The 26,316-nt window shown below is 62.0% G+C and carries 19 protein-coding genes and 1 pseudogene; 12 read left to right on the forward strand and 8 right to left on the reverse strand.

Annotation, left to right across the window (positions count from 1 at the left end; all coding sequences use genetic code 11):
• Nucleotides 1-143, forward strand: a pseudogene (locus BLJAPNOD_RS36120) (HlyD family type I secretion periplasmic adaptor subunit); the annotation flags it as partial.
• 171 nt (nucleotides 144-314) lie between these two features.
• On the opposite strand, the gene BLJAPNOD_RS24380 reads toward BLJAPNOD_RS36120, so the two are convergent.
• Nucleotides 315-701 (reverse strand): hypothetical protein, encoded by a 387-nt coding sequence (locus tag BLJAPNOD_RS24380; protein WP_147294579.1) that lies wholly within the window; start codon nucleotides 699-701, stop codon nucleotides 315-317.
• Nucleotides 702-737: 36 nt separating this feature from the next.
• Here BLJAPNOD_RS24380 and BLJAPNOD_RS24385 point away from each other — a divergent pair, with 36 nt between their 5' ends.
• Nucleotides 738-950 (forward strand): hypothetical protein, encoded by a 213-nt coding sequence (locus BLJAPNOD_RS24385; protein ID WP_244611097.1) that lies wholly within the window; start codon nucleotides 738-740, stop codon nucleotides 948-950.
• A gap of 98 nt (nucleotides 951-1,048) precedes the next feature.
• On the opposite strand, the gene BLJAPNOD_RS24390 is transcribed toward BLJAPNOD_RS24385, so the two are convergent.
• Complete coding sequence (locus BLJAPNOD_RS24390) at nucleotides 1,049-2,281, reverse strand: benzoate/H(+) symporter BenE family transporter (protein WP_115421750.1); 1,233 nt, start codon at nucleotides 2,279-2,281, stop codon at nucleotides 1,049-1,051.
• Between the two features lie 112 nt (nucleotides 2,282-2,393).
• Here BLJAPNOD_RS24390 and BLJAPNOD_RS24395 point away from each other — a divergent pair, with 112 nt between their 5' ends.
• The 3 genes from BLJAPNOD_RS24395 (at nucleotide 2,394) to BLJAPNOD_RS24405 (ending at nucleotide 11,608) form a co-directional block, all read left to right on the forward strand.
• Entirely contained in the window at nucleotides 2,394-3,884 is a 1,491-nt protein-coding gene (locus tag BLJAPNOD_RS24395; protein ID WP_115421751.1) for a PLP-dependent aminotransferase family protein, read from the forward strand.
• A gap of 513 nt (nucleotides 3,885-4,397) precedes the next feature.
• Entirely contained in the window at nucleotides 4,398-5,381 is a 984-nt protein-coding gene (locus BLJAPNOD_RS24400; protein ID WP_158556161.1) for a helix-turn-helix domain-containing protein, read from the forward strand.
• 164 nt (nucleotides 5,382-5,545) lie between these two features.
• The gene (locus BLJAPNOD_RS24405) at nucleotides 5,546-11,608 is read left to right on the forward strand and encodes a putative Ig domain-containing protein (protein WP_115421752.1); all 6,063 of its coding nucleotides are present in this window, start codon (nucleotides 5,546-5,548) and stop codon (nucleotides 11,606-11,608) included.
• A 38-nt stretch (nucleotides 11,609-11,646) separates the two neighbouring features.
• Here the strand turns inward: BLJAPNOD_RS24405 and BLJAPNOD_RS24410 are convergent, their stop codons facing one another.
• Entirely contained in the window at nucleotides 11,647-12,585 is a 939-nt protein-coding gene (locus BLJAPNOD_RS24410) for an AraC family transcriptional regulator (RefSeq protein WP_077501764.1), read from the reverse strand.
• Between the two features lie 122 nt (nucleotides 12,586-12,707).
• Here BLJAPNOD_RS24410 and BLJAPNOD_RS24415 point away from each other — a divergent pair, with 122 nt between their 5' ends.
• Nucleotides 12,708-13,895, forward strand: coding sequence for an MFS transporter (locus BLJAPNOD_RS24415; protein WP_244611067.1), 1,188 nt, complete (start codon nucleotides 12,708-12,710; stop codon nucleotides 13,893-13,895).
• A 144-nt stretch (nucleotides 13,896-14,039) separates the two neighbouring features.
• On the opposite strand, the gene BLJAPNOD_RS24420 is transcribed toward BLJAPNOD_RS24415, so the two are convergent.
• Nucleotides 14,040-14,657 (reverse strand): isochorismatase family protein, encoded by a 618-nt coding sequence (locus BLJAPNOD_RS24420; RefSeq protein WP_115421896.1) that lies wholly within the window; start codon nucleotides 14,655-14,657, stop codon nucleotides 14,040-14,042.
• Between the two features lie 125 nt (nucleotides 14,658-14,782).
• Here BLJAPNOD_RS24420 and BLJAPNOD_RS24425 point away from each other — a divergent pair, with 125 nt between their 5' ends.
• A complete protein-coding gene (locus BLJAPNOD_RS24425; RefSeq protein WP_115421754.1) occupies nucleotides 14,783-15,811 on the forward strand; it encodes a helix-turn-helix domain-containing protein in 1,029 nt (342 codons plus the stop codon).
• Nucleotides 15,812-16,016: 205 nt separating this feature from the next.
• Here the strand turns inward: BLJAPNOD_RS24425 and BLJAPNOD_RS24435 are convergent, their stop codons facing one another.
• Nucleotides 16,017-17,297, reverse strand: coding sequence for a DUF2254 domain-containing protein (locus tag BLJAPNOD_RS24435; RefSeq protein ID WP_077501758.1), 1,281 nt, complete (start codon nucleotides 17,295-17,297; stop codon nucleotides 16,017-16,019).
• A gap of 375 nt (nucleotides 17,298-17,672) precedes the next feature.
• Here BLJAPNOD_RS24435 and BLJAPNOD_RS24440 point away from each other — a divergent pair, with 375 nt between their 5' ends.
• Nucleotides 17,673-18,695, forward strand: a complete 1,023-nt coding sequence (locus BLJAPNOD_RS24440; protein ID WP_115421756.1) for an LLM class flavin-dependent oxidoreductase — start codon at nucleotides 17,673-17,675, stop codon at nucleotides 18,693-18,695.
• Nucleotides 18,696-18,922: 227 nt separating this feature from the next.
• Here BLJAPNOD_RS24440 and BLJAPNOD_RS24445 read toward each other — a convergent pair whose 3' ends face one another.
• Nucleotides 18,923-19,354 (reverse strand): OsmC family protein, encoded by a 432-nt coding sequence (locus BLJAPNOD_RS24445; protein ID WP_077501754.1) that lies wholly within the window; start codon nucleotides 19,352-19,354, stop codon nucleotides 18,923-18,925.
• Between the two features lie 237 nt (nucleotides 19,355-19,591).
• On the opposite strand from BLJAPNOD_RS24445, the gene BLJAPNOD_RS24450 reads away from it, so the two are divergent.
• The 4 genes from BLJAPNOD_RS24450 to BLJAPNOD_RS24465 all read left to right on the forward strand — a co-directional run bounded on the left by BLJAPNOD_RS24450 (nucleotide 19,592) and on the right by BLJAPNOD_RS24465 (nucleotide 23,345).
• Nucleotides 19,592-20,950 (forward strand): dicarboxylate/amino acid:cation symporter, encoded by a 1,359-nt coding sequence (locus BLJAPNOD_RS24450; RefSeq protein WP_077501751.1) that lies wholly within the window; start codon nucleotides 19,592-19,594, stop codon nucleotides 20,948-20,950.
• A 332-nt stretch (nucleotides 20,951-21,282) separates the two neighbouring features.
• On the forward strand, nucleotides 21,283-21,858 hold the full coding sequence (locus tag BLJAPNOD_RS24455; protein ID WP_077501749.1) for a hypothetical protein: 576 nt from the start codon (nucleotides 21,283-21,285) through the stop codon (nucleotides 21,856-21,858).
• Between the two features lie 211 nt (nucleotides 21,859-22,069).
• Nucleotides 22,070-22,660: a TetR/AcrR family transcriptional regulator gene (locus tag BLJAPNOD_RS24460; protein WP_158556162.1), complete on the forward strand. Its 591-nt coding sequence runs from the start codon at nucleotides 22,070-22,072 to the stop codon at nucleotides 22,658-22,660.
• A gap of 238 nt (nucleotides 22,661-22,898) precedes the next feature.
• The gene (locus tag BLJAPNOD_RS24465; protein WP_077501745.1) at nucleotides 22,899-23,345 is read left to right on the forward strand and encodes a GNAT family N-acetyltransferase; all 447 of its coding nucleotides are present in this window, start codon (nucleotides 22,899-22,901) and stop codon (nucleotides 23,343-23,345) included.
• Nucleotides 23,346-23,597: 252 nt separating this feature from the next.
• Here BLJAPNOD_RS24465 and BLJAPNOD_RS24470 read toward each other — a convergent pair whose 3' ends face one another.
• Nucleotides 23,598-23,816: a hypothetical protein gene (locus BLJAPNOD_RS24470; RefSeq protein WP_077501743.1), complete on the reverse strand. Its 219-nt coding sequence runs from the start codon at nucleotides 23,814-23,816 to the stop codon at nucleotides 23,598-23,600.
• Between the two features lie 32 nt (nucleotides 23,817-23,848).
• Entirely contained in the window at nucleotides 23,849-25,798 is a 1,950-nt protein-coding gene (locus tag BLJAPNOD_RS24475; protein WP_077501741.1) for a hypothetical protein, read from the reverse strand.
• Nucleotides 25,799-26,316: the final 518 nt, after the last annotated feature.

Consider the following 26,316-nt stretch of genomic DNA (forward strand, 5'->3'; position numbering starts at 1 on the left):
AGCCGCTCGAAAAGCTCGGCGGCCGCAAGCTCATGCCCGGAATGCCCGTCGAAGTGTTCGTCCAGACCGACGAGAGAACCGCAATCTCATACCTCACAAAACCATTCACCGACCAGATGCTCAGAGCATTCCGCGAGGAGTGAGGGAAATGATGCGCCGGTGACGCCACCGATTTGCCACCGGCTCAAGGATTGGCGGCATGAAGCTCGGACAGCCGACCATTTCAGGACCCACGGCAATATGGCGCCCGATGTCAGGGCCGGGAGCCGCGAGGCACCTCGCCTCGCGCCACACACATCCACCCAAGCATCCGCCTAGAGATTTGCCCTGAAGAAGGCGACCGCGGCAGCGTTCAGCCGCGGATGAAATGCGACGCGATCGAAGCCCGGCAGATCGGTGCAGATCTCGTACAACTCCGCGCGTTGGGTCCGGGTGTATGGCGCGAGGAAGGAGTAGAGCCCCGCATCGGGCTCGATATGGGAAACGGGCCTGACCGGCAATCCGTCCCGGAGGATGGCGAAGTCCGGCACCACCGGCACGATGTCGTCCAAGGCGGCTACCCAGAGCGCCACGGGTTTGTGCACGTCGCGCAGGCCATCGGCAAGAAAAAGTGCCGGGATGGCCAAGAACGCCACTTTCAGCCGGCCATCGTCAATGACTTCCAGAGGTGAAGCGCCGAAGCCTCTAGCGAGATTGTCCACGGCAAGAACCTGTCGCAATATGTCAACGATTTCCGGATCGCGGAGGCATGCCGGCTTTTGGAAAGCGCCGACATCGCCACTACGACGATTGTCTACGACGTCGCCTTTCTGGCGAAATCCAACTTCAACCGCGAGTTCAGGCGCGTGACCTGCATTAACCCGATCGAATGGAGGGCGAAGCGCACGCCTGGCCCCGCTCAAGCAGTCGTGGTCGAGAAAATGGTCAGCGATCGACGTCCGACCTTATGAGGACGGCGGGTACGAAGTCTCCCAAAGCATTAGCGATGGTCGCGTTTGCGACGGCCGCGCGCCACATGCTTCCGGATTGAGCCGGCGGAAGCCGGACATCACTCTTCCGCCCCCTCGATGGAAACCATTTTGCCACTGTCCCGACGCGGCAGGCAGCCGTTCAGCACGATGGAAGCGACAACACCGATCACGAGCCCCCAGAACGCTCCACCGATCCCGAGCAGGCTGATGTTCGCGGCCGAAGCGAGGAAGGTAATCAACGCTGCCTCGCGCGATTTCGGATCGGCCATTGCGCCGGCGAGACTGCCGCCGATCGTGCCCAGCAGCGCAAGCCCGGCCAAGGTGGTGATGAACGTTGCCGGCAATGCCATGAAGACGGCGGCAAGTGTCACGCCGAACACGCCGACAAGAACGTAAGAGGCGCCCGCCGCGATCCCCGCCACCCAACGCTTCGTCGGGTCTTCGTGCGCCTCCTTGCCGGTAGCGATTGCGGCGGTGATGGCCGCGATGTTGAAGGCGTGAGAGCCGAACGGCGCCATGACAAGCGAACCCAAACCCGTCACCGTCAAGATCGGGCTGGCGCTGGTCTTGAAGCCATCATTGCGCAGAACCAGCATGCCCGGCATGTATTGCCCGGTCAGGGTGATTAGAAACAGCGGCAGCGCCACGCTCAGAAGCGCATTCAGAGAGAATTGCGGCATGGTGAACACAGGCGCGGCCAGCTTCAACTGCAGCCCGGAAAGATCGATCCGGCCCTGCATAGCCAGGAACACGAGACCGAGCACCAGTATGCCGACCACGGCATAGCGTGCGGTAAAGCGCTTGAGCAGCACATAGGCAAGGATCAGAAGCCCGACCAGCAGCGGATCGACCGTCGCGCCTCCAAAAGCCCCGATGCCGAATTGCAGCAATATACCCGCGAGCAGCCCTGAGGCGATGCCGGGCGGGATCAGCTTGATGACCCTATCGAAACAGCCCAAAAGCCCCAATGCGACGAAGGCAGCTGCCGAGATCAGATAGGCACCCACCGCTTCTGCATAGGACGTGGTCGCAAGCGCCGTCACGAGGAATGCCGCAGCCGGGGTCGACCAGGCCGTGATGATCGGCTCGCGATAGCGCCAGCTCAGAAACAGTCCGGTCAGACCGACCCCGATGGAAACGGACCACACCCACGATGCGGTCAGTTCCGGGCTCAGACCCGCGACCTTTGCGGCCTGGAAGACCAGAATGAAGGTTCCGCCGTAGTTGACGATGACGGAGATCAAACCGGCGACAATGGGATGCGTGAGATCACTTAAACGGGAGGGCGATGGTGACGAGATATGCGACATGATCCGATTGAATCTCCTGAAAGTCTCTGGCGCCGGGTGAGGATGCGGCTTGACTTCTAATCGACAAATGGACTGATAGAGCCATCCACTTCTCGATCATCGGCCAGACCATTTGTTCAAGCATTGCCAATTGGAAACGGTGAAGGCCTGGCTTGCCCATCCCGCGCACGCAGAGTTGCCGCTCCACGCACGGATTCAGCGGGCAGTCAGGCAACTCATCGTCGATGGTGCGCTTGTTCCCGGCAGACCGCTGCCGGCATCGCGTGCGCTCGCCAGATCACTCAGTGTATCCCGCGACACCGTCGAGGCCGCCTATTCCCAGCTCCATGCCGAGGGCTTTATCGACCGACGGGTGGGCAGCGGCAGTTTCGTCGCCGAGGTGAAGGCATTCTCCACGGGCCAAAGGGTTCCGCGGCGAGACGCGCTTCAGCGTCACAAGGAGCCAAGCCTCAGCAGACGCGGCGCCGCCATGTCGCGCAGCGGCGGCGTCCGCGAGCAACTTGTACCCCGGCCATTCGCACCGGGTGTGCCAGAGACGCGCAGCTTTCCGCTTTCGCTGTGGGAACGTCTGGAGCGCCAGGTCCTGAAGGAAACGGGCACACAGGCCCTCCTTCACGGAGATCCACAAGGCGCAGAACCGCTTCGACGCGCGATTGCCGACTATGTCAACCTGGAACGGGGTGCTCGTGCCAGCGCCGACCGTGTGCTGGTTCTCACGAGTTCACAACAGGCAATGGCGCTGTGCGCCAACATGCTGCTCGATCCCGGTGACCGCATCTTCATCGAAGATCCGGCATACTACGGCGCGCGCAAGGCATTCGACGCTGCCGGCCTCGAATGTGTTCCAATTCCCGTGGACGATCAGGGCATCACGGTCGAACGGATCTTGAGCCAGCCTCACAAGGCCAAGGCCGTTTTCCTGACGCCTTCGCATCAGTTTCCGACCGGTGCGACGCTTGCACTCGATCGACGACTTGCCCTCATCGAATGGGCAGGTAAGCACCAGGCCTGGATCATCGAGGACGACTACGACAGCGAATTCCACTATGCCGGAAAACCAACGGCCTGCATGCAGGGCCTCGACCCTCATTACCGGACCGTTTACATCGGCACCTTCACCAAATCGCTCTTTCCCGGGTTGCGGATCGGCTATGTCGTGCTGCCTCCACAATTGGTCAACCCGATGACCGTCGCACGGACATTGCTTGACGGCCACACCGCTTCGATGGCGCAACTGACACTCGCCCGGTTCATGGAAGGCGGGCATTTCGGCGCTTATGTTCGCGCCATGCGCGGCATCTATTCCGAGCGGCTCGATACGCTTGCTGGCCTTGTGCGGACACATCTTTCGGCCTTCGTAGAGCCGCGGATTCCGATCGGCGGCCTGCAGATGCCGTGCGTGCTGACCTGCGGCTTGCCAGAGTGCACGGCGATCGACGCGGCGCGACGCGTCGGCGTCGAGCTGCTGGGCCTGTCGGGGCTTCATGCCTCCGGCGATGGCAAGGCCGGGTTCCTGATGGGATTCGCCGCCTATACGCCGATCGAGCTTGACGTCGCGGTCAGAAAGCTTGCAGGCGCTCTTCAGGCCGCAAAGAGCCCATAGAACTTTCCGGGAAAAGTGCGGAGCGGTTTTCAGTCAAAAGCAGTACGGCAATCCGGCAAACAGAGCTGAAGTGCGCCGCAACGGCATACGGCCGCAGTCTACCTTTATCCGCTTGAAGCTTGCCACGGCGAAATTTTTATATTCACCTTGCGGCTGAAATGATCTCGCAAGAACATCCAGCTATCTCTGGAGAGCCGTGTGTTCAGAAGAACGCGTAAAGACGCTCTAGCTCCTTGATTCCAGAGCATCTTATCCGCCTTAGGTAGTTCCGCTTGAAGGCGGGATGCTCTAGTGTTTAGCTTCCAGCCAGCGAGAGTCGCGACGTGAGCGGATGTATTCAGGAGTTGTGGTAGACATGCTCGGATAAGCCAATTGCCAGTTGTCAATTTATGACCATCAGTTCAGCGCAAAGAACGAAGTTTTCCGACCATGTCATTTGATGCAACGTCAAGCTTGGGCTCCTCGCCTATCGATCACTTCGGATTGCCGCGCTCTCGATTCGACACCACAGCGATGCGGCAGCAAGACGCCCATTTGATGTGGCGCGAGTCGATCGGCGTTCTTTTTGACACGCGCCTTCGCGGTCCATCCGACGAACCTTTCTTTGCCAGCGTCGATGCGGCCCTGATCGGAGGTGTCGGGGTCGCGCGCACTCGATCGAGCGGTCAGGACTTCGACCGGTCCCGCTACAAGATCGCCCGGGACGGCATGGACGGGTATCTCGTGCAGTTCTACCTCAATGGTCAAAGCGGCACCCGCGGCAGCTCCGACAGCATTGCCCGCCCCGGTGACCTCTACGTGATCGATATGGCGCAGCCGCTCGCCACATCCACCATCGATCATGAGCATCTCAGCCTCGTCATTCCGCGCCAGATGCTGGCCCCCCGCCTGAAGCGCCCGGACGACAATCATGAACTGGTCCTACCGGCTAGCATGCCGCTCGTTTCGCTGTTGAGGGACACGCTCGGCAGCCTTCACAAACAGCTGGATCATATCTCCGTCGGCGACGCGGAAGCGGTCCTGTCTCCGCTGCTTGATCTTGCCGGCGCCGCGATCAACAGCCAGACGAGCGAGGGCAATGCAGCAAGCGTCGGCCATGCGCTGTCGATCGCGGTCAGGCGCTACATAACCGACCACTTGCTCGAACCCGATCTGACCGTGGAGCGCGTCATGGGCGCATTCGGGCTGTCGCGCCGAACGGTCTACCGGCTTCTGGAACTGGTTGGGGGATTCTCGGTTTTCCTGGCGCAGCAGCGCCTGCGGCGCGCCTTCATAAATCTGCGAGCGCCGGAATACAGGCACGTTGCAATCGCAGACCTCGCCTTAGCGCATGGGTTTACCAACGCGGCCAATTTCAGCCGTGCGTTTCGTCGGGAATTCGGCATGTCGCCGCGGGAGCTACGGCATCTTTCGGCGCATCATCCGGCCCTGCTAAAATCCGCACCTGGGCTGTCGGCGACCGACTGGTCGCAATGGATCAGCCTGATCGGGCGATAAGGACCTGCGCGGCAAGACAGCCGATTTGGCAGTAAACGCAGGGTCATTGGCACGGGGTGCGCATTTCCACGCCTGACCGTCTGCGCCAATTGAAGACGGCACTTTCTCCGAGCTAACACGAAGCGCGCCTGCCATGGCGCGGTTTTTGTTGAGAGAAATCCGTCATGACAAGCTATCGATCGGCCACGGCCGCACGCTCCTGCAACCGGGCCGTTCGTGTGGCAAGCGGCGGCGACACCGCTGCGATGCAGTCTGACGGCATCGTCGAACGAAAGTGCATCGCCACACCGGTGGTGGCGGGGCCGAAAGATGGAAAGATACGCCGGTTTTGGCACTATCAGATCCGTCTGCTGACGGCCTTGGTCTTTCTTCTTTTCGGCCTCCTGGCTGCGGCGGGAGAGGCGTTCGCATCGAAAGGGTGCGAGGATATCGTTGCCGATCTGAACGGGAAGGAGGTCGGATTTTTCACGGGGACCTATCCAAAAACTGACTTTGAAACCACGGACCAGCTTCATATCGATCTGATCCGCAATCCGACCTACCTGGATTACGGATACTTTTCCGCGGTCGCCCAAATAGGCGCCCAATACATGTCGGTCGAGAATCAGGCAGGCACGGTAACCGGCGACGAATCCGCATCGATATCAGGGAAAGACCTCGTTCAAGGTGGTCTCTTCGTCGAAACCATAAACTATAGCCCGACGACATACCCCTGGCGTATGGACGTCGTCTGCGTCACGAAGAGCAACCCGTTGGACGCGGCTCTTTCCGGTCTCGACCTCTCGAGCGGCAACCTCGAGCCGGCCTTCAATACCAACACCATGATCTATACGGCGACCGTGGCCAACGGCGTCTCCACTCTTGGCGTGACACCGTCCACCGCCGCAACCACAACGGCGGTGAAGATCAACGGCGTAAGCGCTGTCTCGGGCGCGTCGAACGCTGTGCCGCTCGATGTCGGCGAGAACACGCTCACCATCACGGTCATGACCGAGGACCGCACGGTCAAGCGGACCTATTGGGTGGTCGTCACGCGCGCCGCACCTGCCACGATCACCGGTGTCGCGCCGTCCATCGGAAGCACAGCCGGCGGACAGTCCGTGACCATCACCGGCACCAACTTCATCGGTGTGAGTGCCGTTGCATTCGGCGGCACGCCTGCTACCACATTCACCGTTGACAGCGCCACCCGGATTACGGCCATTGCGCCGGCACGAACGTCCGGGCCAGTCGATGTGACCGTTACGACTGTCGGCAACAGCTCCGTGACGCGCGCGAACGGCTACACCTACGTCGCCGCGCCGGTCGTCACCGCCGTCAAGCCGCTCGACACGCCGGCACGAACCTACGCGATCGGCGCCACGCTGCTGTTCGACGTGGAGTTCGATCAGCACATCGCCAGCAACGGGGGGCCGTACCTGAAGGCTGTCTTTGGGGCTGTCGAGCGGCGGATCAACCTGATCGGCGCCGTCTTTAACACCATGACGTTTTCCTACACTGTTGCCGAAAACGACCTCGACGAAGACGGAATCGCAATCTCGTCAATGGCGCGCGGGGGGGCAACGATCACGGACTACAACCGCCTAGTGGATGCAGATATCACACTGCGCAACATTGCCGATACATCAGGCATCAGGATCGACGGCGTCCGGCCCACGGTAACGTCAGTCAACCCCGCCGCGACAGCCGCCACCTTCGACGTCACGTTTTCCGAACCGGTCACGGCCGTGGACATCGGCAAGTTCACCCTGGCGAAAACAGGAACCGCGCAAGGCACGATCGACAGTGTGTCGGGATCGGGATCGACCTATCAGGTGCAGATCGCGAATGTTTCGGGAGAAGGTACCTTGGCGCTCGGCCTGTCCGCCAGCACCGGGATCAAGGACTTCGCCGGCAACGAGATGACCAAGGCGTACACCGGCGGCACCCCGATGATCGTCGCGCCGCCTTCCAGCGATGCCAGCCTCTCAGGCATTGGCTTATCGTATGGCACGCTCGCTCCAGCCTTCGACGCTGCCACGACAAGCTACACGGTCTCGGTGGGCAACAGTGTTTCCACCATAGCCGTCACTCCGGCGAGCACACATTCGGGCGCCGTCGTCTCGGTCAACGGAACTGTCGTCACGGCGCCGGGCAGCCTTCCCGTCAACCTCCAGGTCGGCGACAACGCCGTAAGCATCGTGGTTACGGCGCAGGACGCCGTCACGAAGACGACCTACGACATCGTCGTCACTCGCGCGGGCGCAGCTCCGGACGCACCGACAGCCGTCAGCGCTGTGCCGGGTGACGGCGAGGCAACAGTCAGCTTCACCGCCCCTATGAACGCGGGCACCACGCCGATCAGCAGCTACACCGTGACGTCTGATCCAGGTGGTGCCGTGGCAACCGGCGGATCGAGTCCCATAACCGTGAAGGGCCTTGCCAACGGCACGGTCTACACCTTCACAGTCACGGCCACCAACAGCATCGGCCCCGGTCCGGCCTCCGATGCGTCCAGTTCGGTCACACCAAAGCCTGCTCCGATCGCCAACGCTGTGAGTGTAACGGTTGCGGCGAACTCCACGGCCAATCCGGTGACACTCAGTCTCAGTGGCGGCGCGGCGGACACGCTTGCCATCGGCACCCAGCCGATGCACGGCACCGCTTCGGTTTCTGGACTTGCGATCACCTACACCCCGACGCCTGGATATTCCGGTTCCGACAGCTTCGACTACACCGCCACCAACGCGACCGGCACGTCCGCGGCCGCGACCGTGACGATCACCGTCACGGCACCCACACTCAGCGTCTCGCCGGTCGCCGGCGCCTTGCCCGGCGGGACCGCCAAAACCGCCTACAGCGGCGTCACAGTCGCTGCATCCGCAGGCACCTCACCCTACATCTATGCCGTGACCGGCACGCTGCCGGACGGGTTGACGCTCGATCCAGCGTCCGGTCTCATCTCGGGAACGCCGACGACCGCCGGAGACTACACCTTCACGGTCACGGCCACCGACGCCAACAACGCCACGGGGACAGCGGCCTACTCGATCGCGATTGCGGTCCAGGCCCCGACCGCCGGCAATGTGAGCGCAACGGTTGGCGCAAACTCCACGGCGAACCCGCTCACGCTCGATCTCGGCGGCGGGATCGCCGATGCGCTCGCTATCGGTACGCAACCGACGCACGGCACCGCTTCGGTTTCTGGACTTGCGATCACCTATACACCGACGCCTGGGTACTCCGGTTCCGACAGTTTTACCTACACCGCCACCAACGCGACCGGCACGTCGACAGCCGCGACCGTGACGATCACCGTTACAGCGCCCACCCTCAGCTTCTCGCCGGTCGACGGCGCCTTGCCCGGCGGGACCGCCAAAACCGCCTACAGCGGCGTCACGGTCGCTGCATCGGCCGGCACTGCACCCTACATCTATGCCGTGACCGGCACGCTGCCGGACGGGTTGACGCTCGATCCAGCGTCCGGTCTCATCTCGGGAACGCCGACGACCGCCGGAGACTACACCTTCACGGTCACGGCCACCGACGCCAACAACGCCACGGGGACAGCGGCCTACTCAATCGCGATTGCGGTCGAGGCCCCGACCGCCGGCAATGTGAGCGCAACGGTCGCAGCAAACTCCACGGCGAACCCGGTCACGCTCGATCTCGGCGGCGGGATCGCCGATACGCTCGCCATCGGCACGCAGCCGACACACGGTACGGCTGCGGTTTCGGGACTTGCGATCACCTACACCCCGACGCCAGGCTATTCCGGCTCCGACAGTTTCACCTACACCGCCACCAACGCCACCGGCACTTCGACAGCCGCGACCGTGACGATCACCGTCACGGCGCCCACCCTCAGCTTCTCGCCCGCAGCCGGCACGTTGACCGGGGGTATCGTCGGGACAGCCTATGACGTCACCGTCGCCGCATCGGCCGGGACCGCGCCCTATCGCTATGCCGTGGCTTCAGGCGCACTGCCTGCAGGCCTCGCGCTCGATGGCACCACCGGTCGCATCTCGGGAACGCCGACGACGACCGGAAGTCACAATTTCACCGTGACGGCAACCGACGCCAACACTGCAACGGGAACCGCAAGCTACTCGATCGCCATCGTCATCCAGGCACCGACTGCCAACAATGTGCGTGCGACCGTCGCCGCGAACTCCGCGGCCAACCCGATCACGCTCGATCTCAGCGGCGGCGCTGCGGATTCCGTGGCCATCGGCACCCAGCCGGCGCACGGCACGGCCGCAGTGTCCGGACTGGCGATCACCTATACCCCGACACCGGGCTATTCCGGCACCGACAGCTTTACCTATGTGGCCACGAACACCACCGGCACCTCGCCTGCCGCGACGGTGGCGATCACGGTGACAGCACCGACGCTCACCTTCTCGCCACCGGCTGGCGCGCTGGCGAGCGGAACCGCCGGAGCCGCCTATAGCGGCGCCACCGTCACCGCCTCGGCCGGAACCGCGCCCTATCGTTATGCGGTCACATCGGGCCAGCTTCCTGCGGGCCTCGCGCTCGACAGCGCCACCGGCGCGATCGCCGGCATCCCGACCCGAGCCGGAAACCATGATTTCACCGTGACGGCAACCGATGCCAACAACGCTGCCGGAACCGCGCGCTATTCGATCACGATTGAACCGGCGCCGGTCAACTTCACCTTCGAGCCACCCGCTGGAACGCTCAAGGACACCATGGCCGGCGAGGACTACAGCCAGCCGATTGCCGCCAAGGGCGGAACCGGTCCAATGCTCTATCGCCTTGCATCCGGCGCTTTGCCCAAAGGCATGGTCATCAACGTCTCAACGGGTGAACTGACCGGCGCGCTGGCCGCGGATGCCGCAGGCAGTTACACGTTCGCGATCGAGGTTCGCGACAGCAACGGCGCAACGGGAACGGCGAGCTATACGCTCAATGTTCAGGCCCGCACGATCACCGTCAGCGACAAGGTGGTCGATGTCCCGGCCGGATCGGCACCGCCGGACGTCTATCTCAATCGCGGCGCCACCGGCGGTCCGTTCACCGCGGCCGAGGCGACCTTTGTCGAGCCGGCCCAAGCTGGAACGGCGTCCATCATCCAGGGCGAGCTGGCACAGGTTGGCCCGGTCGCCCCTCCGGTTGGCTGGTATCTGAAGTTCACGCCCAACAAGGCCTATTCCGGCCAGGTGCGCATCGGCTTCCGTTTGGTCAGCGCGCTTGGCGCTTCCAACACCGGGACCGTGACCTACAATCTCGCCTTCGATGCCTCCAGCCACGCCGCGGAGATCGACGCGCTCGTGCGTGACTTCGTGCGGACGCGGCAAAACCTGATCGCCTCGACCATCAAGGTGCCGGGTCTGCTGGACCGGCGGCAGATGGCCGCGGGAACGGACACCGTCACCACCCGTATGACACCTTCAACCGATGGCGTGACACTTGGCTTTTCCACCAGCCTTGCCCAGATGGAAGCAGCGCGCGACAGGGCCGATGGCGTTGACCAGGCCGAAACCTCGCCATTCAACATCTGGCTCGACAGCACATTCCTGATGCACCGCCGCAAGGACGACGACGACAAGTGGGGCAACTTCGGTATGGTCTCGCTTGGCACAGACTATCTGCTGTCGGAGAAAGCACTGCTCGGCCTGTCCTTCCACTATGACCGCATGACCGACCCAACCGACGAGGATGCAGAGCTTTCCGGCAATGGCTGGCTGGCCGGTCCCTATGCCTCCTTCGAGCTTGGCAAGGGCATCTTCTGGGATACGAGCCTGCTTTATGGCGGCTCGTCCAACACCATAGACACGACTGCCTTTGACGGCACATTCGACACGCGCCGCCTGCTGCTGGACACCGCGGTCAAGGGGCAATGGCAGCTGGACGATGCAACCGTGTTTACGCCGGCGCTGCGGGCGGTCTATTTCTCCGAGACGGTCGACGACTATGGGGTGAAGAATGGCGCCGGCGACATCGTCGACCTCAAGGGCTTTACCGAAGAGCAGTTGCGGGTCAGCCTGAGGGCGGAGATTGCGCGGCAGTTCAGCCTTGAGAACGACATGACGCTGACGCCCAAGCTCGCCGGCACGGTCGGCTACTCCGGGCTTGATGGCGCGGGTCTGTTCGGTTCGCTCTCGGCCGCGCTATCGCTGCAAACCGCGCAGAGCTGGTCGATCGACACGGGACTGTTGTTCAACATCGAAGGCGACGGCGAGACATCTGCCGGTGCAAAGGTCGGCATCAGCGGGCGATTCTGACCTCGGGGGGCGTCCGGGGCCAGAGGCCTCGGTTTCTCTCAAGAAGCCAGCTGCTCCTTGGGGAGTCCCTTGCTTCGATAGTGGCTTGGCGGTGCCCCGATGATCTTGCGGAAGGCGCGGCTGAACGAGGCCTCGGAATCATAACCGAGGCGGCCGGCGACAAGGGCCACCCGCTGCCCTTCCTGCAGCCATTGATGCGCCTGATGCATTCGCATGCGCGCGACATAGCGCGCCGGTGTCTCGCCCATGGTGTCGACGAAACGCTGGGCAAAGCCCGATCGCGACGCCCCCATCAGCTTTGCCAGTTCGGGCACGCTCCAATCCCGTGCAGGCTCAAGGTGGATGGCGGCAAGCACACGACCGAGTTCCGGGTTACGGACGGCCGCCAGCCAGCCAGTCGCGGTGCCGCAGCCATGCTCCACCCAGGTTCGAATGAGCGTTGCGGTCAGCACATCGGCAAGACGCGAGAGAATGCCGCCCGAGCCGACCCTTTGCATTTGCGCTTCACGCAGCATGGCATCGAGAAGCGGCGGGATCGACGGCTCGCTTGCAGCAAGATCGCTGGTGCGCATGACGGCCGGCATCAGTTGCAGGAGCGGATGCAGACGATCGACATTGAACTGCATCACCGCATAGAAGATGAGGTTCTTGCTGTCCGTCGACGGGCATTGCACGTCGACGATGCCGTCACACAGCTGCCGTCTCGGCAGGTCGGCAATCGAGACCGGCGGAATGCCCGGCTTGCTGGCAAGCACATGCGCATCGCCTCTGGGCAGAAGGATCGCATCGCCTTGGGCAAGTTCGATCCATTCGCCATCCGGCGCGCGAAGGTGGGCGGAGCCTGATGCGAGAAAGTGGAACCGCGCGGGTTCCTGCGCCGGATAGGCCGTCGCCCAGGGCGCGCAGGGTTGGCAACGTCCGTATTCAACACCGTCGAGCCGCAGCCCGCGCAGGATTTCGGTCAATGCATCGCTCATAAAACCACCGGCAAGTTTGGAGAAACGGCACAGTCTTTTGGATTTTCTAGCATAGAAACTCCTGAAGATCCCACCTATTTTCGCCATCAACAATCGCGGAGATCAAGAATATGGATGGCGTGGTGACAAAATCAGCGGCCCCGACGGACGACCAGAGCCGAGCGCGATGGGGCGCCGTCGTATCCCTTTCGCTTGGGGTCTTCGGCCTCGTGACGGCAGAGTTTCTGCCGGCAAGCCTGCTGACGCCGATGTCGGCCGACCTCGGGGTCAGCCTCGGCGCAGCCGGCCAATCGGTGACGACGACCGCCGTCGTTGCGGCGGTCGCCGGCCCGGCGATCGTTGTCTACACGGGACGGTTCGACCGCCGCACGGTGCTCCTGGCATTGACCGGCCTGCTCGTCGTCTCCAGCCTGATGGCGGGCTTTTCGCCCAACCTTCCCTTCCTGCTTGCGGCTCGGGTCCTACTCGGCGTCGCGCTCGGCGGCTTCTGGGCCATGTCGCTGGCGCTGGCCATGCGGCTGGTTCCCGGCAGGCTGATGCCCCGCGCCATGGCGATCGTCATGTCAGGCGTATCGATCGCGACAGTGTGCGCCGCGCCCGTCGGTGCCTGGATCGGCGCCACGCTCGGCTGGCGCTACGCATTCCTGCTGGCAGCCGCTGTCGGAGTGATCACCTTTATCGTCCAGGCACTGACCGTTCCATCCCTGCCGCCGCTCGGCACCACCAGTCTCGCGACGATCGCCAGAGTTCTCAGGCGCCCGGCGATCCGGCTCGGCCTTGCCACGATCCTGCTGGTTGTCACCGGCCACTTTGCCGGCTTCACCTATATCCGCCCCTATCTCGAACAGGTGCCGCGTTTTGACGTCGAGATGATCACCGCGATCCTGCTCGCCTTTGGCATCGGCGGTTTCTTCGGCAATATCGCCGGCGGTTTCCTGGCGGAGCGCAACACCCGCCTGTCGATGATGCTTGCGGCTGTTGGTATCGCCGCCACGGCTCTTCTTCTCGCCGTCGCCGGCGTGCTGCCGGGCATTGCCGCCGCAGCCACGGCCGCCTGGGGGTTCGCCTTCGGCGCCCTGCCCGTCAGCGTCCAGTCCTTCATCAGCCGGGCTGCCGGCGACGAGGCGGAAGGTGCCGGCGCTGCGACCCTGACGACATTCCAGGTCGCCATCTCGACGGGGGCAATCCTCGGCGGCGTGCTCGTCGAACTGCAGGGACCTGCCGGCGTGTTCCTGTTCGCCGCGCTGGCTGCGCTGCTGGGCGCCTCGCTCGTGGCGGTCTCTCGCAAAGTGGCCCTCCAGCCGAGCTGAATTGAAAGCCCAACCGGTTGGCGGCCAAGATCCTGCGTTTCCTCGGGATCAAGGCCGCCAACTGCCCGTCGGTTAGCAGTCGCCACCGTCTGCTTGATCACCACACGGCGGCGCTTCCTGCAAAAGTGACCGACCGTTAACGCCTCATTTGGCCGTCAGCGGCAGAGCCAGGAGGCGATCGGTCGTGACGATGTCGCCGAAGGTGTCGTCGATCGAGGCCAGAGCTGCGCGGTGCAGAGCGATATGGCCGACGGTGTTGCCATCCGCCATATCGAGGTCGCGCGTGGCGCAGGCGTCTTCGGCGACGATCACATTATAACCGAGCGGCACGGCATCGCGGGCGGCACCCGCAACGCAGGCATGGGTCATCAGCCCTGCGATGATCAACGTATCGATGCCGGCCTCTTTCAGGCGCCGGTCGATGTCGGTGGTCGGGAAGACGCTCACCGACGTTTTGCGCACCACCGAATGATGGGCGGACGGCGTGATCGCGTCGTGAAACGCCGAGGTCTCGCTGTCTTCGGCAAAGACCGGGCTTCCGGCCGGCGTCACATGCTGCACGTGATAGACCTGCATTCCGTCCTGATCGGCGCGGTCGATGAGGCGCTTGGCGTTGCCCAGCGCCTTTTCGCCATCCGGGATCGGCATCCTGCCGCTGAAATACTCGTTCTGAAAATCGATCACTAAGAGGGCGGTTCTGGCTGGATCGATACTTTGCGGTGATGTCGCTCCGGCGATGGCGCGGATGGTTGGGTGCTGCATGACGAGAAGTCCTTTCACGTTGTTGATGGCGCAAAAATCCCGCATGCGACGCTCTCGCGAAAGTGGCCGGAATGACAATATATGCTAGGTTCTGGCCAACTCCTCAGAACGGGATCCCAGTACCGATGCACACTATCGCCGTCATCGCCTTTGAAGGCATCAGCGCCTTCCACCTCTCGGTGCCCTGCATCGTGTTCGGCGACGAATTGCTGAAGCTCGGAGTGCCGCGCTACCGGCTGCTGATCTGCGGCGAAAACACCGGATCAATTCCCACCGGCTCGGGTTTCCGCATCGAAGTGACGCATGATCTGAGCCATCTCGGCGAGGCAGACACCGTCATCGTGCCGGCCTGGCGGGATCCGGACGAGCGGCCACCCGAAGCCTTGCTGCAAAGCCTGAAGGTCGCCCATGCGCGCGGCGCCCGGCTGGTAGGCCTGTGTCTTGGCACCTTCGTCCTGGCTGAAGCCGGGGTGCTTGACGGGCGACCGGCTTCCACCCATTGGGCCTGGGCCGAGGAGTTCCAACGTAGCCACCCGCAGGTCGCCCTCGATCAGGATGCGCTCTACGTCGATGATGGCGACATCATCACATCCGCTGGAACGGCGGCGGCGATGGACTGCTGCCTGCATATCGTTCGGCGGGATCATGGAGCGGAAATTGCCAACCGCATCGCCCGTCGACTGGTGGTGGCGCCGCATCGCCATGGCGGCCAGACCCAATATATCGAGAAGCCGATGCCCGCGGCCGTCAGCGAAGTGCAGCTCGGCGCGACGATCAACTGGGCGATCGAGCATCTCAGCGAGCCACTGTCGCTCGAGAAGCTGGCGGCACGGGCCGGAATGAGCCTGCGCAGCTTCACTCGGCATTTCCGCAAGGCGACCGGCACCACATTCACCCAATGGCTGCTCAATCAGCGGCTGGCGACCGCGCAACGCCTGCTCGAAACCGGCTCATGCCCGATCGACCGGATCGCGGAGATGGCCGGTTTCGGCTCCACGGTATCGCTGCGCCAGCATTTCACCCGCGCCTTCTCGATCTCGCCGGCAAGCTACCGACGGCAGTTCAGGAGTAAGCCTGACTCAGGTGAGCATGACCACCACGGCTTCCCAATCCGGCAGGGCCTTGAAGCGGTGGATGTGGATCACGAGCGCTGAATGTTTCGCGCTTGGCCGGGACGAAATGCCGGAGATCTCAGGGCGATCGGAAGCCCTGCATCATTCGCCCCCGTCTTGGCAAAGGCAGATTCCGCGCCTGCGGCCAAGCTGGCGGATCTGGATGGTGTCATCGAGAACACGGCTACCCTGGTCGGGGACGCCAAAGCCAATATGTTCGGACATCGGCGATGCGGATACGCGCATTTCAACTGGCTTTAGGGGAACCTCCCAGCCCTTGCGTATCGGCAATATGCGCAAGGGCTGCATCCTCAGGCAAAAGGTAGACCTTGTCGATTGTCTGGTCGAGCAGATCGCGCTCAATGCTCAATGCACCCCTCCGGCTTTCCGGCAGCACCGCTTCAAGATCATCGATCATTGCGTGCAGCCTCCTTGCAATCTGAAGATTTTCAGCTCCATAGATCCGGATTTCTCGACACGTAAGCTGCACGAAATCCTCCCAATTCGGCGTCGGGAACACCACGCGAAGACGTCCCTGGGCGTCGTGGACATACTCATTGCGCAGTTCGCGCCCACCAACGCTGCGCAGCAGTCGCTGCAACTGATCAATGGCAAGCACCGCTGTCGTCGGGTCGTTTATCGCCTTTGAAAGCGCCTTGGTGGCGATGTCGACAATAACCCTGAAGGCGAACGTCGGATCCTGCTCGATGGTCCGCTCGCGCCCGAAGACGACGCCGTCGCGAAGGTCCTTGGCCGGTATTGCCTTGGCGCCGCCATACAGGCGGAACAGCGGCTGTCCGTATGAGACGAAATCGCCGACCCGCGCGGCAAGTTCAATCACGCCGTCCGTTCGATGCGCTTGGATCGTCAGAGCCTTCACGTCGACTGCAAGAACGATGTCCGACGAACCGACATGCAAGACGACGCTTCCCGGCTTTTCGCGCGGCTCGTCCGGTTGTGGTTGCTCGTCGGCATCCGACAGCGGGCCAGGATAGACCGCCTCGATAACGGCAAAGCCCTGCTCGGCGACGCGATGGATGATGCTGACGGGACGCAACAGCCGGGCGGAGTAATCGATGAAATAGAGGAAGGCTGCCAGCGACAGAACGCCAAAGATCCCCGAGATCCACAAGATGGGCGACGGAGTCGACGTACTGATGCGGCTGATCGCCCCAATGGCAAAGAGCAAAGTGAAGATGAACAGGCCCACGGTGAAACGGATCACGTTGTCGCGCAGCAGCGTGGTCGCAATGATCCGGGGCGTAAGCTGCCCGCTCGCGATCTGTATGGCCACGAGCAGGGAGCCGAACGTGAAGACGATGAACGAAAGCGCCAGGCTAATGATCGCCTGCATCGCTGCAACCGTCCCCTCTTTCTCCAAGGGCCACAACGGCACCCAGTCCGTCCACTGTTCGAATACAAGCACTGCGCGCAGGAAGGCTTGCTGCAGAAGGAGTGCAAAAAATGGAACGACCCACAGCGAGGACCGCATGTAGCTCTTTAACGCGTACAACTTGTTCCAGCGCATTCGGCCTCATTCCTCTCGCTTGGCCCTTCGAGCCGGGGACGGTCAGGTCTGCCACCAGGAGCACCGTAGGCGAACATCTCCCGCCAAGAGAAGATCGGCGTCGGCAACCTGGAACCTAATATATACCATGCTGTTTCGTCGGGAACCGCATCCATGTTCCCGCCAGGGTTACGCCTGCAGGTCACGGCTTTCGGCTCCGCCATGGCCTTGGGGCGCTGGATATGAATGACAAGCATTGCGTGTTTGGAGGTTGGTGCAACATGATGATTCATGAGCAGATCGGAAACACAGCGTTCGACCCTCCACGGCTGTCGTGCGAGCCTGACTTATGCCATCTAGGATGGTATCACTGACACAGTCCCAGGCGGCGCTATCATGAAGACAATCGGATTTCTTTCCTTCGGCCATTGGACAGCCTCCTCCCAGTCGCAGACCCGCTCGGCGGCCGACGCACTGCTGCAGTCGATTGACCTTGCGGTCGCCGCCGAAGAGCTGGGCGCTGACGGTGCCTATTTCCGCGTGCATCATTTTGCCCGGCAGCTGGCTTCGCCCTTCCCACTGCTGGCCGCCGTCGGCGCTCGGACGAAGCGCATCGAGATCGGCACCGCCGTCATCGACATGCGCTACGAAAACCCGCTCTATATGGCCGAAGACGCCGGTGCCGCCGACCTGATCTCGGGCTCCCGCCTGCAGCTCGGTCTCAGCCGCGGCTCGCCCGAACAGGTGATCGATGGCTGGCGCTATTTCGGTTACGTCCCGCAGGACGGCGCATCGGATGCCGACATGGGCCGCAGTCACGCGGAAGTGTTTCTCGAAGCGTTGAAAGGCAACGGCTTCGGCCAGCCGAACCCGCGGCCGATGTTCCCGAACCCGCCGGGCTTGCTGCGGCTCGAGCCCCATTCCGAAGGGCTGCTCGACCGCATCTGGTGGGGCTCAAGCTCGAATGCCACCGCCGTCTGGGCGGCCAAGCTCGGCATGAACCTGCAGAGTTCGACGCTGAAGGACGACGAGACCGGCGAGCCGTTCCACGTGCAGCAAGCCGCGCAGATCCGCGCCTATCGGCAGGCGTGGAAGGAAGCGGGCCACACCCGCACGCCCCGGGTCTCCGTCAGCCGCAGCATCTTTGCGATCGTCGATGATCGCGACCGTGCCTATTTCGGCCAAAGCGGCAAGGAACAGGATACGATCGGCTTCATCGACGAAAACACAAGGGCGATCTTCGGCAGATCCTACGCCGCCGAGCCGGACGCGCTGATCAAACAGCTTGCCGGTGATGAAGCGGTGGCGGAAGCCGATACGCTGCTGTTGACCGTCCCCAACCAGCTCGGCGTCGACTACAACGCCCACATCATTGAAGCGATACTCAAGCACGTCGCTCCCGCGCTCGGCTGGCGTTGAGCAACCGGACACTGCCGTCGCGGCGCGCCTATCGCGATAGGCGCCCGCCTCATGTCCGGGTTCACGCTCATGCCAGGCTGACATCGCTCATGCCAGGCTGACGTCGCTCATGCCAGGCTGACGTCGCTCATGCCAGGCTGACGTCGCTCATGCCAGGCTGACGTCGCTCATGCCAGGCTGACGTCGCTCATGCCAGGCTGACGTCGCTCATGCCAGGCTGACGTCGCTCATGCCAAGCTGACGTCAAGTGTGATGGGAACCGCACCAAGCGCCTTTGAAACCGGGCATCCCGCTTTCGCCTTGTTGGCGAGTTCGGTGAACTTTGCGAGATCCGCCCCCGGCACACGTCCCTTCAGGGACAGATGGATGGCAGTGATGGCAAAGCCGTCGGCGACGGATTCGAGCGTGACCTTGGCGGTGGTCTCCATGCTGTCAGCCGTAAGGCCGGCCTCTCCCAAAATCAACGACAAGGCCATGGTAAAGCAGCCGGCGTGCGCTGCACCGATGAGTTCCTCCGGGTTGGTACCGGGCACACCTTCGAAGCGCGCCGCAAAGCCGTAGGGATACTCTTTGAGCGCGCCGCTCTGCGTCGAGATCTGGCCTTTGCCATCCTTGAGACCGCCGGCCCATTTGGCCTGTCCCGTGCGATTGATCTGCATGCTCCGTCTCCTCCAGGTGAAATCCACGGGCTTCAGATAGGGCAGTGACGTCGGATTGCCATGAGGGGGGAATACGCGCCACAGCCGCGGATTTCGCCGGTCAGGAAAATTATTCCACCCATGATTGGTCCCGAGCCAAACGGTTGCTTAAACTCCTTTGCAACCTTGACTAATTTGCCCTCGTTGCGGACGCTACCTCCCAGACGCTCCGCTCCATCAATCAATCGAGTGTAAATCGTGTCCCAAGCTTCTATCAAATCCCCGCCGAAGCCGTTTTTCCTGTCGTTCGGCTTCCAGGTTCTCGCGGCCATGGTCATCGGCCTGTTGCTCGGCCTCATCGCCCGAAACATGGGCGCCGACGCGGCCGGCAACCCCAACTGGCTGACCGTGACGCTGCAGACGATCGGCACTATCTTCGTGCAGCTTCTGCGCGCCCTGGTCCCGCCGCTCGTCTTCACGGCGATCGTTGCCTCCATCGCCAATCTGGCGACGCTGCAGAATGCGGCAAAGCTGGTCTGGCAAACGCTTCTCTGGTTCGCGATCACCTCGCTCATCGCCGTTGTCATCGCGATTGCGCTCGGCCTCGTCATCCAGCCCGGCATCGGCTCGGCCGTTTCGCAGGAAGCTGCCAAAGCACCGTCCTATGCCGGCTCGTGGCTCGATTTCCTCAAGGGCCTGGTCCCCGCCAATATTCTGGGCCTGGAGGCAAGCACCAAGCTGACGGAGGGAAGCGCCAGCACGTCGCTGAACTTCAACGTGCTGCAGATCCTTGTCGTCTCGATCGTATTCGGCGCTGCCGCGCTGAAGGCAGGTGACGCAGCCAAACCGTTCCTCGCCTTCAACCAGTCGCTGCTCGTCATTGTCCGCAAGATCCTCTGGTGGGTCATTCGGCTGACGCCGATCGGCACCATCGGCCTGCTCGGCCGCGCCGTGGCGCAATATGGCTGGGGAACGCTGGCCCAGCTCGGCTGGTATGCAGCCGCGGTCTATATCGGCCTCGCCATCGTGTTGTTCGTCGTCTATCCGGCACTGCTGGTCGCCCATGGCCTGAAGCCCGCGCGCTTCTTCGCCGGCGCCTGGCCGGCCATCCAGTTGGCTTTCGTGTCGCGGTCTTCGGTCGGCACCCTGCCCGTCACCGAAACCGTGACCGAAAAGAGCCTCGGCGTGCCCCGCGAATACGCCGCCTTTGCCGTGCCGCTCGGCGCGACGACCAAGATGGACGGTTGCGCTGCCATTTATCCGGCGATCTCGGCGATCTTCATCGCCCAGTTCTTTGGCGTGCCGCTCGGGATCCAGGAATACGTGCTGATCGTCTTCGTCTCCGTGCTCGGCTCGGCAGCGACCGCCGGCCTCACCGGCGCCACCGTCATGCTGACGCTCACTCTTTCGACGCTTGGCCTTCCGCTCGAGGGTGTGGGCCTGCTGCTCGCCATCGACCCAATCCTCGACATGGGGCGCACCGCCGTCAACGTTGCCGGACAGGCCCTGGTGCCGACGATCGTTGCCAAGCGCGAAGGCATTCTCGACGAGACTGTTTACAATGCCGGAAAGTCGATTGAAGATCCGGAACCGGACGCCGCTCTTCAGGCCGCCTGATTTCTTCGGGCTGCAAGATTGGAACAACAGACGACGGAGGCCGGCATTCTTGCCGGCCTCTTTGCGTCCGACGGCGGGCAACCCGGCATGCCGGGTGGGCCCTACGATCGGCAGCTGAAACCAGCCGACCGACGTCTCTGCCGTCCTGCGTTCGCATCCAGCCTTCCGAAGTCGTTCGGTGACCTCACGCGATCGGTAAGCCCCCCTCCCGCATAGTCTCCGCGTTGCACCACCGTCCGCAGACAGAGCTTCGCCGTCTCGCTGGTAGGCATTGACGCCAGAGACACAGCATGAGACAAACCGACCGTTCGGTTTTTTGAGGGAGATGCCTGTTGAAGCCCATCGCCATGCATCGCCATCTCCACGATGTCTTCGGGTTGCAGCAAACGCTGCCGGAACTGGCCGCGACAGTGGCATTCGGCATCGCTCTGCCTGTCGCCCTCGCCACCAGATTTCCGGATTTGCTGACGTCAGTGCCATCGTGGAGAAGCGCGTTGGCGCTGATCCTTGTGCTCGATATCGCTGCCGGTTGCGTCGCAAACTTCACGCGATCCACGAACGACTTTTACGCCGCTCGGCCGCGCAACCGCTGGATCTTCATCGCAATCCATATCCACGCGATCATCGTTGCCCTTCTGCTCAGCACCGACTTCGCGGCTTCTTTGGCCGTGTGGAGCTACACGATCGCCGGTGCCGTTGTCGTCAACGTGTTGAAATCAAACCCGCTACAGACGTTTGCCGGTGGGTTTCTGCTGGCAGCAGGCCTGAGCTGGCTCGCGCTATCCCCCGGCTTGTCCCCCTTCATGTCGATCGTTTTCGCCCTGTTCATGCTGAAGGTCCTCTTCAGCTTTGCAGTGGATCACTATCCCTGTGCCCAATCGGGCTGCGCGCCAGAAGGACGGGCTTGATCGATGGCGTTCTCATTCGAGATCTCGACAAACCGGCATCAGGGCGCGGTCGAGCGATCCCGATACCAACCGCGTTCGCCCGGCACTGCGCTCGATAAAGGCAACAGGGACACTGTTCTTCTGGGTTTGCAGGGCGGTTTCAACAGGTTGGCCCGGGTCGATGTCGGCGGACTTACGCCGAGGCCATGGTCCGACCCACTTAGGAGACATCGTGAAAGACACCAAGACCTCCATCATCGAGTGCGCATTCCGGCTGTTTCTGGAACGTGGATACGAGAATGCCAGCATGTCGGATCTGGTGACAGCATCCGGCCTGTCGAAAGGCGCTGTCTATCACCACTTCAAGGACAAGGACGCGCTGCACGACGCCGCGATCGAGTATTTCTTTGTTCGCTTTTTTGAACCCGAAGAGACTGCCGCCCGGCCAGGAAGCGACGCGAACCTTGAGCAAATAATCTATGAACTGTGCGCCGGCTATGAGCGCCTCATTGCAGAGATCGCCACCTTCACGACCGACGTGAACGCTTATTATCGCTTTATCTTCTCAATCTTGCCGAAGGTGAAGTCCGTGATAACGCTTAAGATCGCGACAGCACGCGCTGAGATTGCCGCGGCCGTGCGGCAAGATCAGGAGGCGGGGCGACTGCGCTCTTGCCTGTTGCCGGACGTCGTTGCCGACCAATGCCTGGCCTTGATCGAGGGGGGCGGACTTCTCTGCATGCTCGAAGGAAAAGAGACCGTAAGCGCTGTCTTTCAGCGAACGATCCCACGCTATCTTCGATCGCTGCAAGACGGCCGATGACGTCACGAGACATTCGGATCAGACAACCGGTTGCGTTCGCACCTGGCTTAAGACCGACCGTCGCCTGCAATACCCCGATTTCAATCAGTGCGTTTTAAGTGCAACAGACAATACCGTAGAGTTGTTATTCTTCGAGGATTGGAATACTCAATAAGCGACACTTCTGTCGCAGTAGCGCGTTACAATTTCCTCCTTGGATCAATGCCGATTTGAGGAATACAGTCAAAGCGGAGCCTGGATGCCGGTCATCTTTCAACGGATAAATGAGGACCAGGCGTCACAGGCAGCGACGATCATCGTGCAGGCTTACGTAGAGCCGCCTTGGAATGAAAAGTGGTCGCGGGAGGGGGCGACGGCGCGCATGGGCGAATTGACGACCACGCCGGGCTGGATGGGGGTCGGAGCCCTTGAGGCCGGACAATTGCTCGGTTTTGCCATCGGCCTCCCGCACACATCCGCTTCCGGCAGGGGCCTCTACATACCCGAGATCGCTGTCCTTCCATCTCATCAAGGCAGAGGCATTGGTAAGCGGCTGCTTAAGCTGCTCGAAGCAGAAGCGCACGACGCCGGCTTTTCAAGCGCTTGGCTCTTGTCGCAAAGCCAGGGAGCCGCCGCGGAATACTACAAGGCCAGCGACTACAAACAGGTTGCGAAGCTGAGGGTCTACTCGAAGTCCATGGGGTAGATCGAGAGGGTCGCGCCGGCACGGATGGCCGTCTGACATCGACGGGCCGCGCAACAACGGTCCTGCGCCTTGTGACGCGCGGCGCAGGAACACCCTAGACCCGGTCGGCAAGTTCCCCGCCACCCCGATCGCCATTCAAAGGTCAGGCAGCAGACCTCGAGAGGCGACGCCACCACAAAACCGAGGCAGCCGTCGCCACCGTCCGCATCGCGCAGTCGGCAGCGATCGAGCCTTGCATTCACGCGCCAGCGCTTACCCCTCGTAGTGGCCCGACGACGCTGCGGCAGCCGATTTGACGACCAGCGCCACATCCGCACCCTTGATCACGCTCGCCCCTGTTGCGCGCAGATCCGCGACCGTCTTCAGTCCGCCTGACTTCGGCGTTTCGAGAGGCTCGACACTGCGAGCGTCCAAATCGACCACCCAAAGCCCCTTTTCACCCTCGATGCCGATCACAACAACTTTGGTCATTCATCTTCCCCTCTCACGATGGATTGCTCCGGTTAAAATCCCGCCCTCTTCAAGCCGTCTCGATAGAGGTCTCTGTGCCATTGTTCCTTGCTCGGAACTGCCGCAAGCCACGTCTCCAGATCGAAGTTGGGGTTGGCTTCGCGCACCCGGCGAACAAAGACACGCGCCTTGTCCTTCTGGTCCAGCATCGCCCAGTTCGCGGCCGAGAGCCTGTCCGCCAGGCTCGGATCGGCCATACGGCCGATATAGTCCAGCGAGGTCTCGAATTGGCTCAGCGCGTAGTTTGCGCCGGCCGCGGTCCAGAGATAGGAGTCCGGGCTCAACGGATTGAGCTCGATCGCCCGTTCGATCTTCAGCAACGCCTTGCTGGGAAGCGAACAATGGACGAGCGTATCCGCATGATCGGCAATGATATCCGCGTAGTGCGGACCCAGCGTCTCGGCCAGTTCCATCGCCTCGGCGCTTTCATCGAATGCGCCCTGCAAAAGCTTGGCGACGCCAAGCTCGCGGTAGCCATCGGCCATGTTCCGGCGCGCATCTATTGCGCGCACTGCAAACCCCTCGGCGGATTTCAGCAGCTCGATGTCGCCCCGTGCGGTCAGCAGCCATTCCTTGGAATAGGTTCTGGCAATCGAGCTCAGCGCCGGGGCAAAATTCGTACTCGCGTGGAGAGCCGTCTTCATCTCCTTGCGCGCACGCCGAAGGTCGGGCAACGTGAGCCGGTTCAGGTGCCGTCTTCCCACGAGATAACTGTGGTACGCCGCCGGGTTCAGCTCCCTGTAAAGCCGCGTCGCCTCGTGCCGTTCGATCTCGCTTGAAACCGAAAGCGCGATGTTTCGTGCGATCACGCGGCGTGCAGCGACGAGGTCAGGCTGGCTCAGGCTGAACCGTTCCGCCCACACGACCTCATTATCGGGGAAAAAGACAAGCTGAACGAACAACGTTCCTTCGCTTGTCTGATTGCTGATCCGGCTGTCGAGGATGTAATTGAGGGCGTGGCGTTGAAAGAAATCGGCCTGGTCTTCGAGCTGATGTCCAATCTGGACGGCGGAATGGTGCGCGATGACCTGAAGACTGTTGAACGCGCAAAACCCGATCGTGATGTCCTCGATCAAGGCGTTCGCGATGAAGCGGCTGTCCGGGCGCCCGATATGATCGCTTGGAGGCAACAGCACCAGACGCGGTACCGCGTGCCGGCGCATGTCGTCAGGTTCAGCATGAGGGCGTTGCTCTGATATGCTGGTGAGAGAAGGGTAAGCCGGTGCACTCGTTGCTGTTTGCCTGGCATCCCGGTTCACCGTGGCGTTGACCAGATCAGCACCTCGCGCCAGCGCGTTGCTCCGCTTCTCGAGAATTTTGCGGAGCTGGTCGACCTCTTCTTCGGCGTTGAAGACTTCGACAAGCAGTTGCAGAGTGTCCGGATCGGCGCGTTCCGCCCCAATCAACAGGATCCCCGCATCCTTGAGAATTTCGGCGTCTTCCTCCGAACGCGCCGCCCGCGACACCCTCTTCAGCAGCGCTTTGAGAAGGGTATTTTGACGGTCTTTCTGCTCGGAAAACCATCCGTAGAAGTCGCGGCTCTGGCAACCGACGGGTCCCAGGAAGGAGCGATGCATCATCGTCGCGAGATTGCGCAACTGGCGCAAGGGGTCCGCCTCATCCTCATCGGCAACCCAAACCATATCCGACGACACCGCCAGCCGTTCGACGTGGATCATGTTGCTGGAAAAGGAGAGGAGCTGTGCACCGAGTTCGTCTTGGCGAAGCTTTATCCTTGATATCATCTTGCGCATGTTGACGAGGGAAACGGCGTTGTCCTCGTCTCCCCACAGGAATGTGGCCATCGCGGCGCGATGCTCGGCCCCTTCCTTGATCGTCAGCAGATAGGCCAGAAGCAACAAACCTTTTTCGGGGTAGGCAACTTGCCGCCCCTCTGAATCAACGAGCTTCAAGCCACCAAAGGTTTGCAGAAAGAAGGTCATTTGTACCTTTGGGCCGTTCCGCCAATATTGATCAGCACCCCTGCGCCAAAAGAAGACCCAAAGGCAGTGTGTAGGCCTCTAGGCCTGTTATCTAGGGAGCGTGTGGACAAACGATTGCGAAAGGGAGTTTGTCGCAATCGCGCGCAGAATTCAACCGGGAACTCACGCGAGGCAAATCAGAGGTTGCCATAGCGTCCCGCCACCGCTCGGTCGTCTGACGGCAGCTATTCCATGCACCATTTGAAGCTTTGTTCCAATTTGCGGCGCAATGACCAAAAACGGCTTCTGCCAAGGACCCAATGACCGTAGCATCCCTATCATTTCGCCTTGTTTTCGAGGATCGCCGGTAGCCGCCAATCGTCTTGCGCTCTCGACCAAGAACAAAAAGCGCCATTGCCGCCAAGCACGAAGCTTTGCTGCAATAGCACTGAGATCACCGCGAGAAAGCACCAGACCAACGCTGGTCCGGCCGATGCTTCGGCCGCGAAGCGGAGCATGCTTACCGATCCATCCTGCCA

The sequence above is a fragment of the Ensifer sp. M14 genome (assembly GCF_003355565.1).
Taxonomy (GTDB): domain Bacteria; phylum Pseudomonadota; class Alphaproteobacteria; order Rhizobiales; family Rhizobiaceae; genus Ensifer.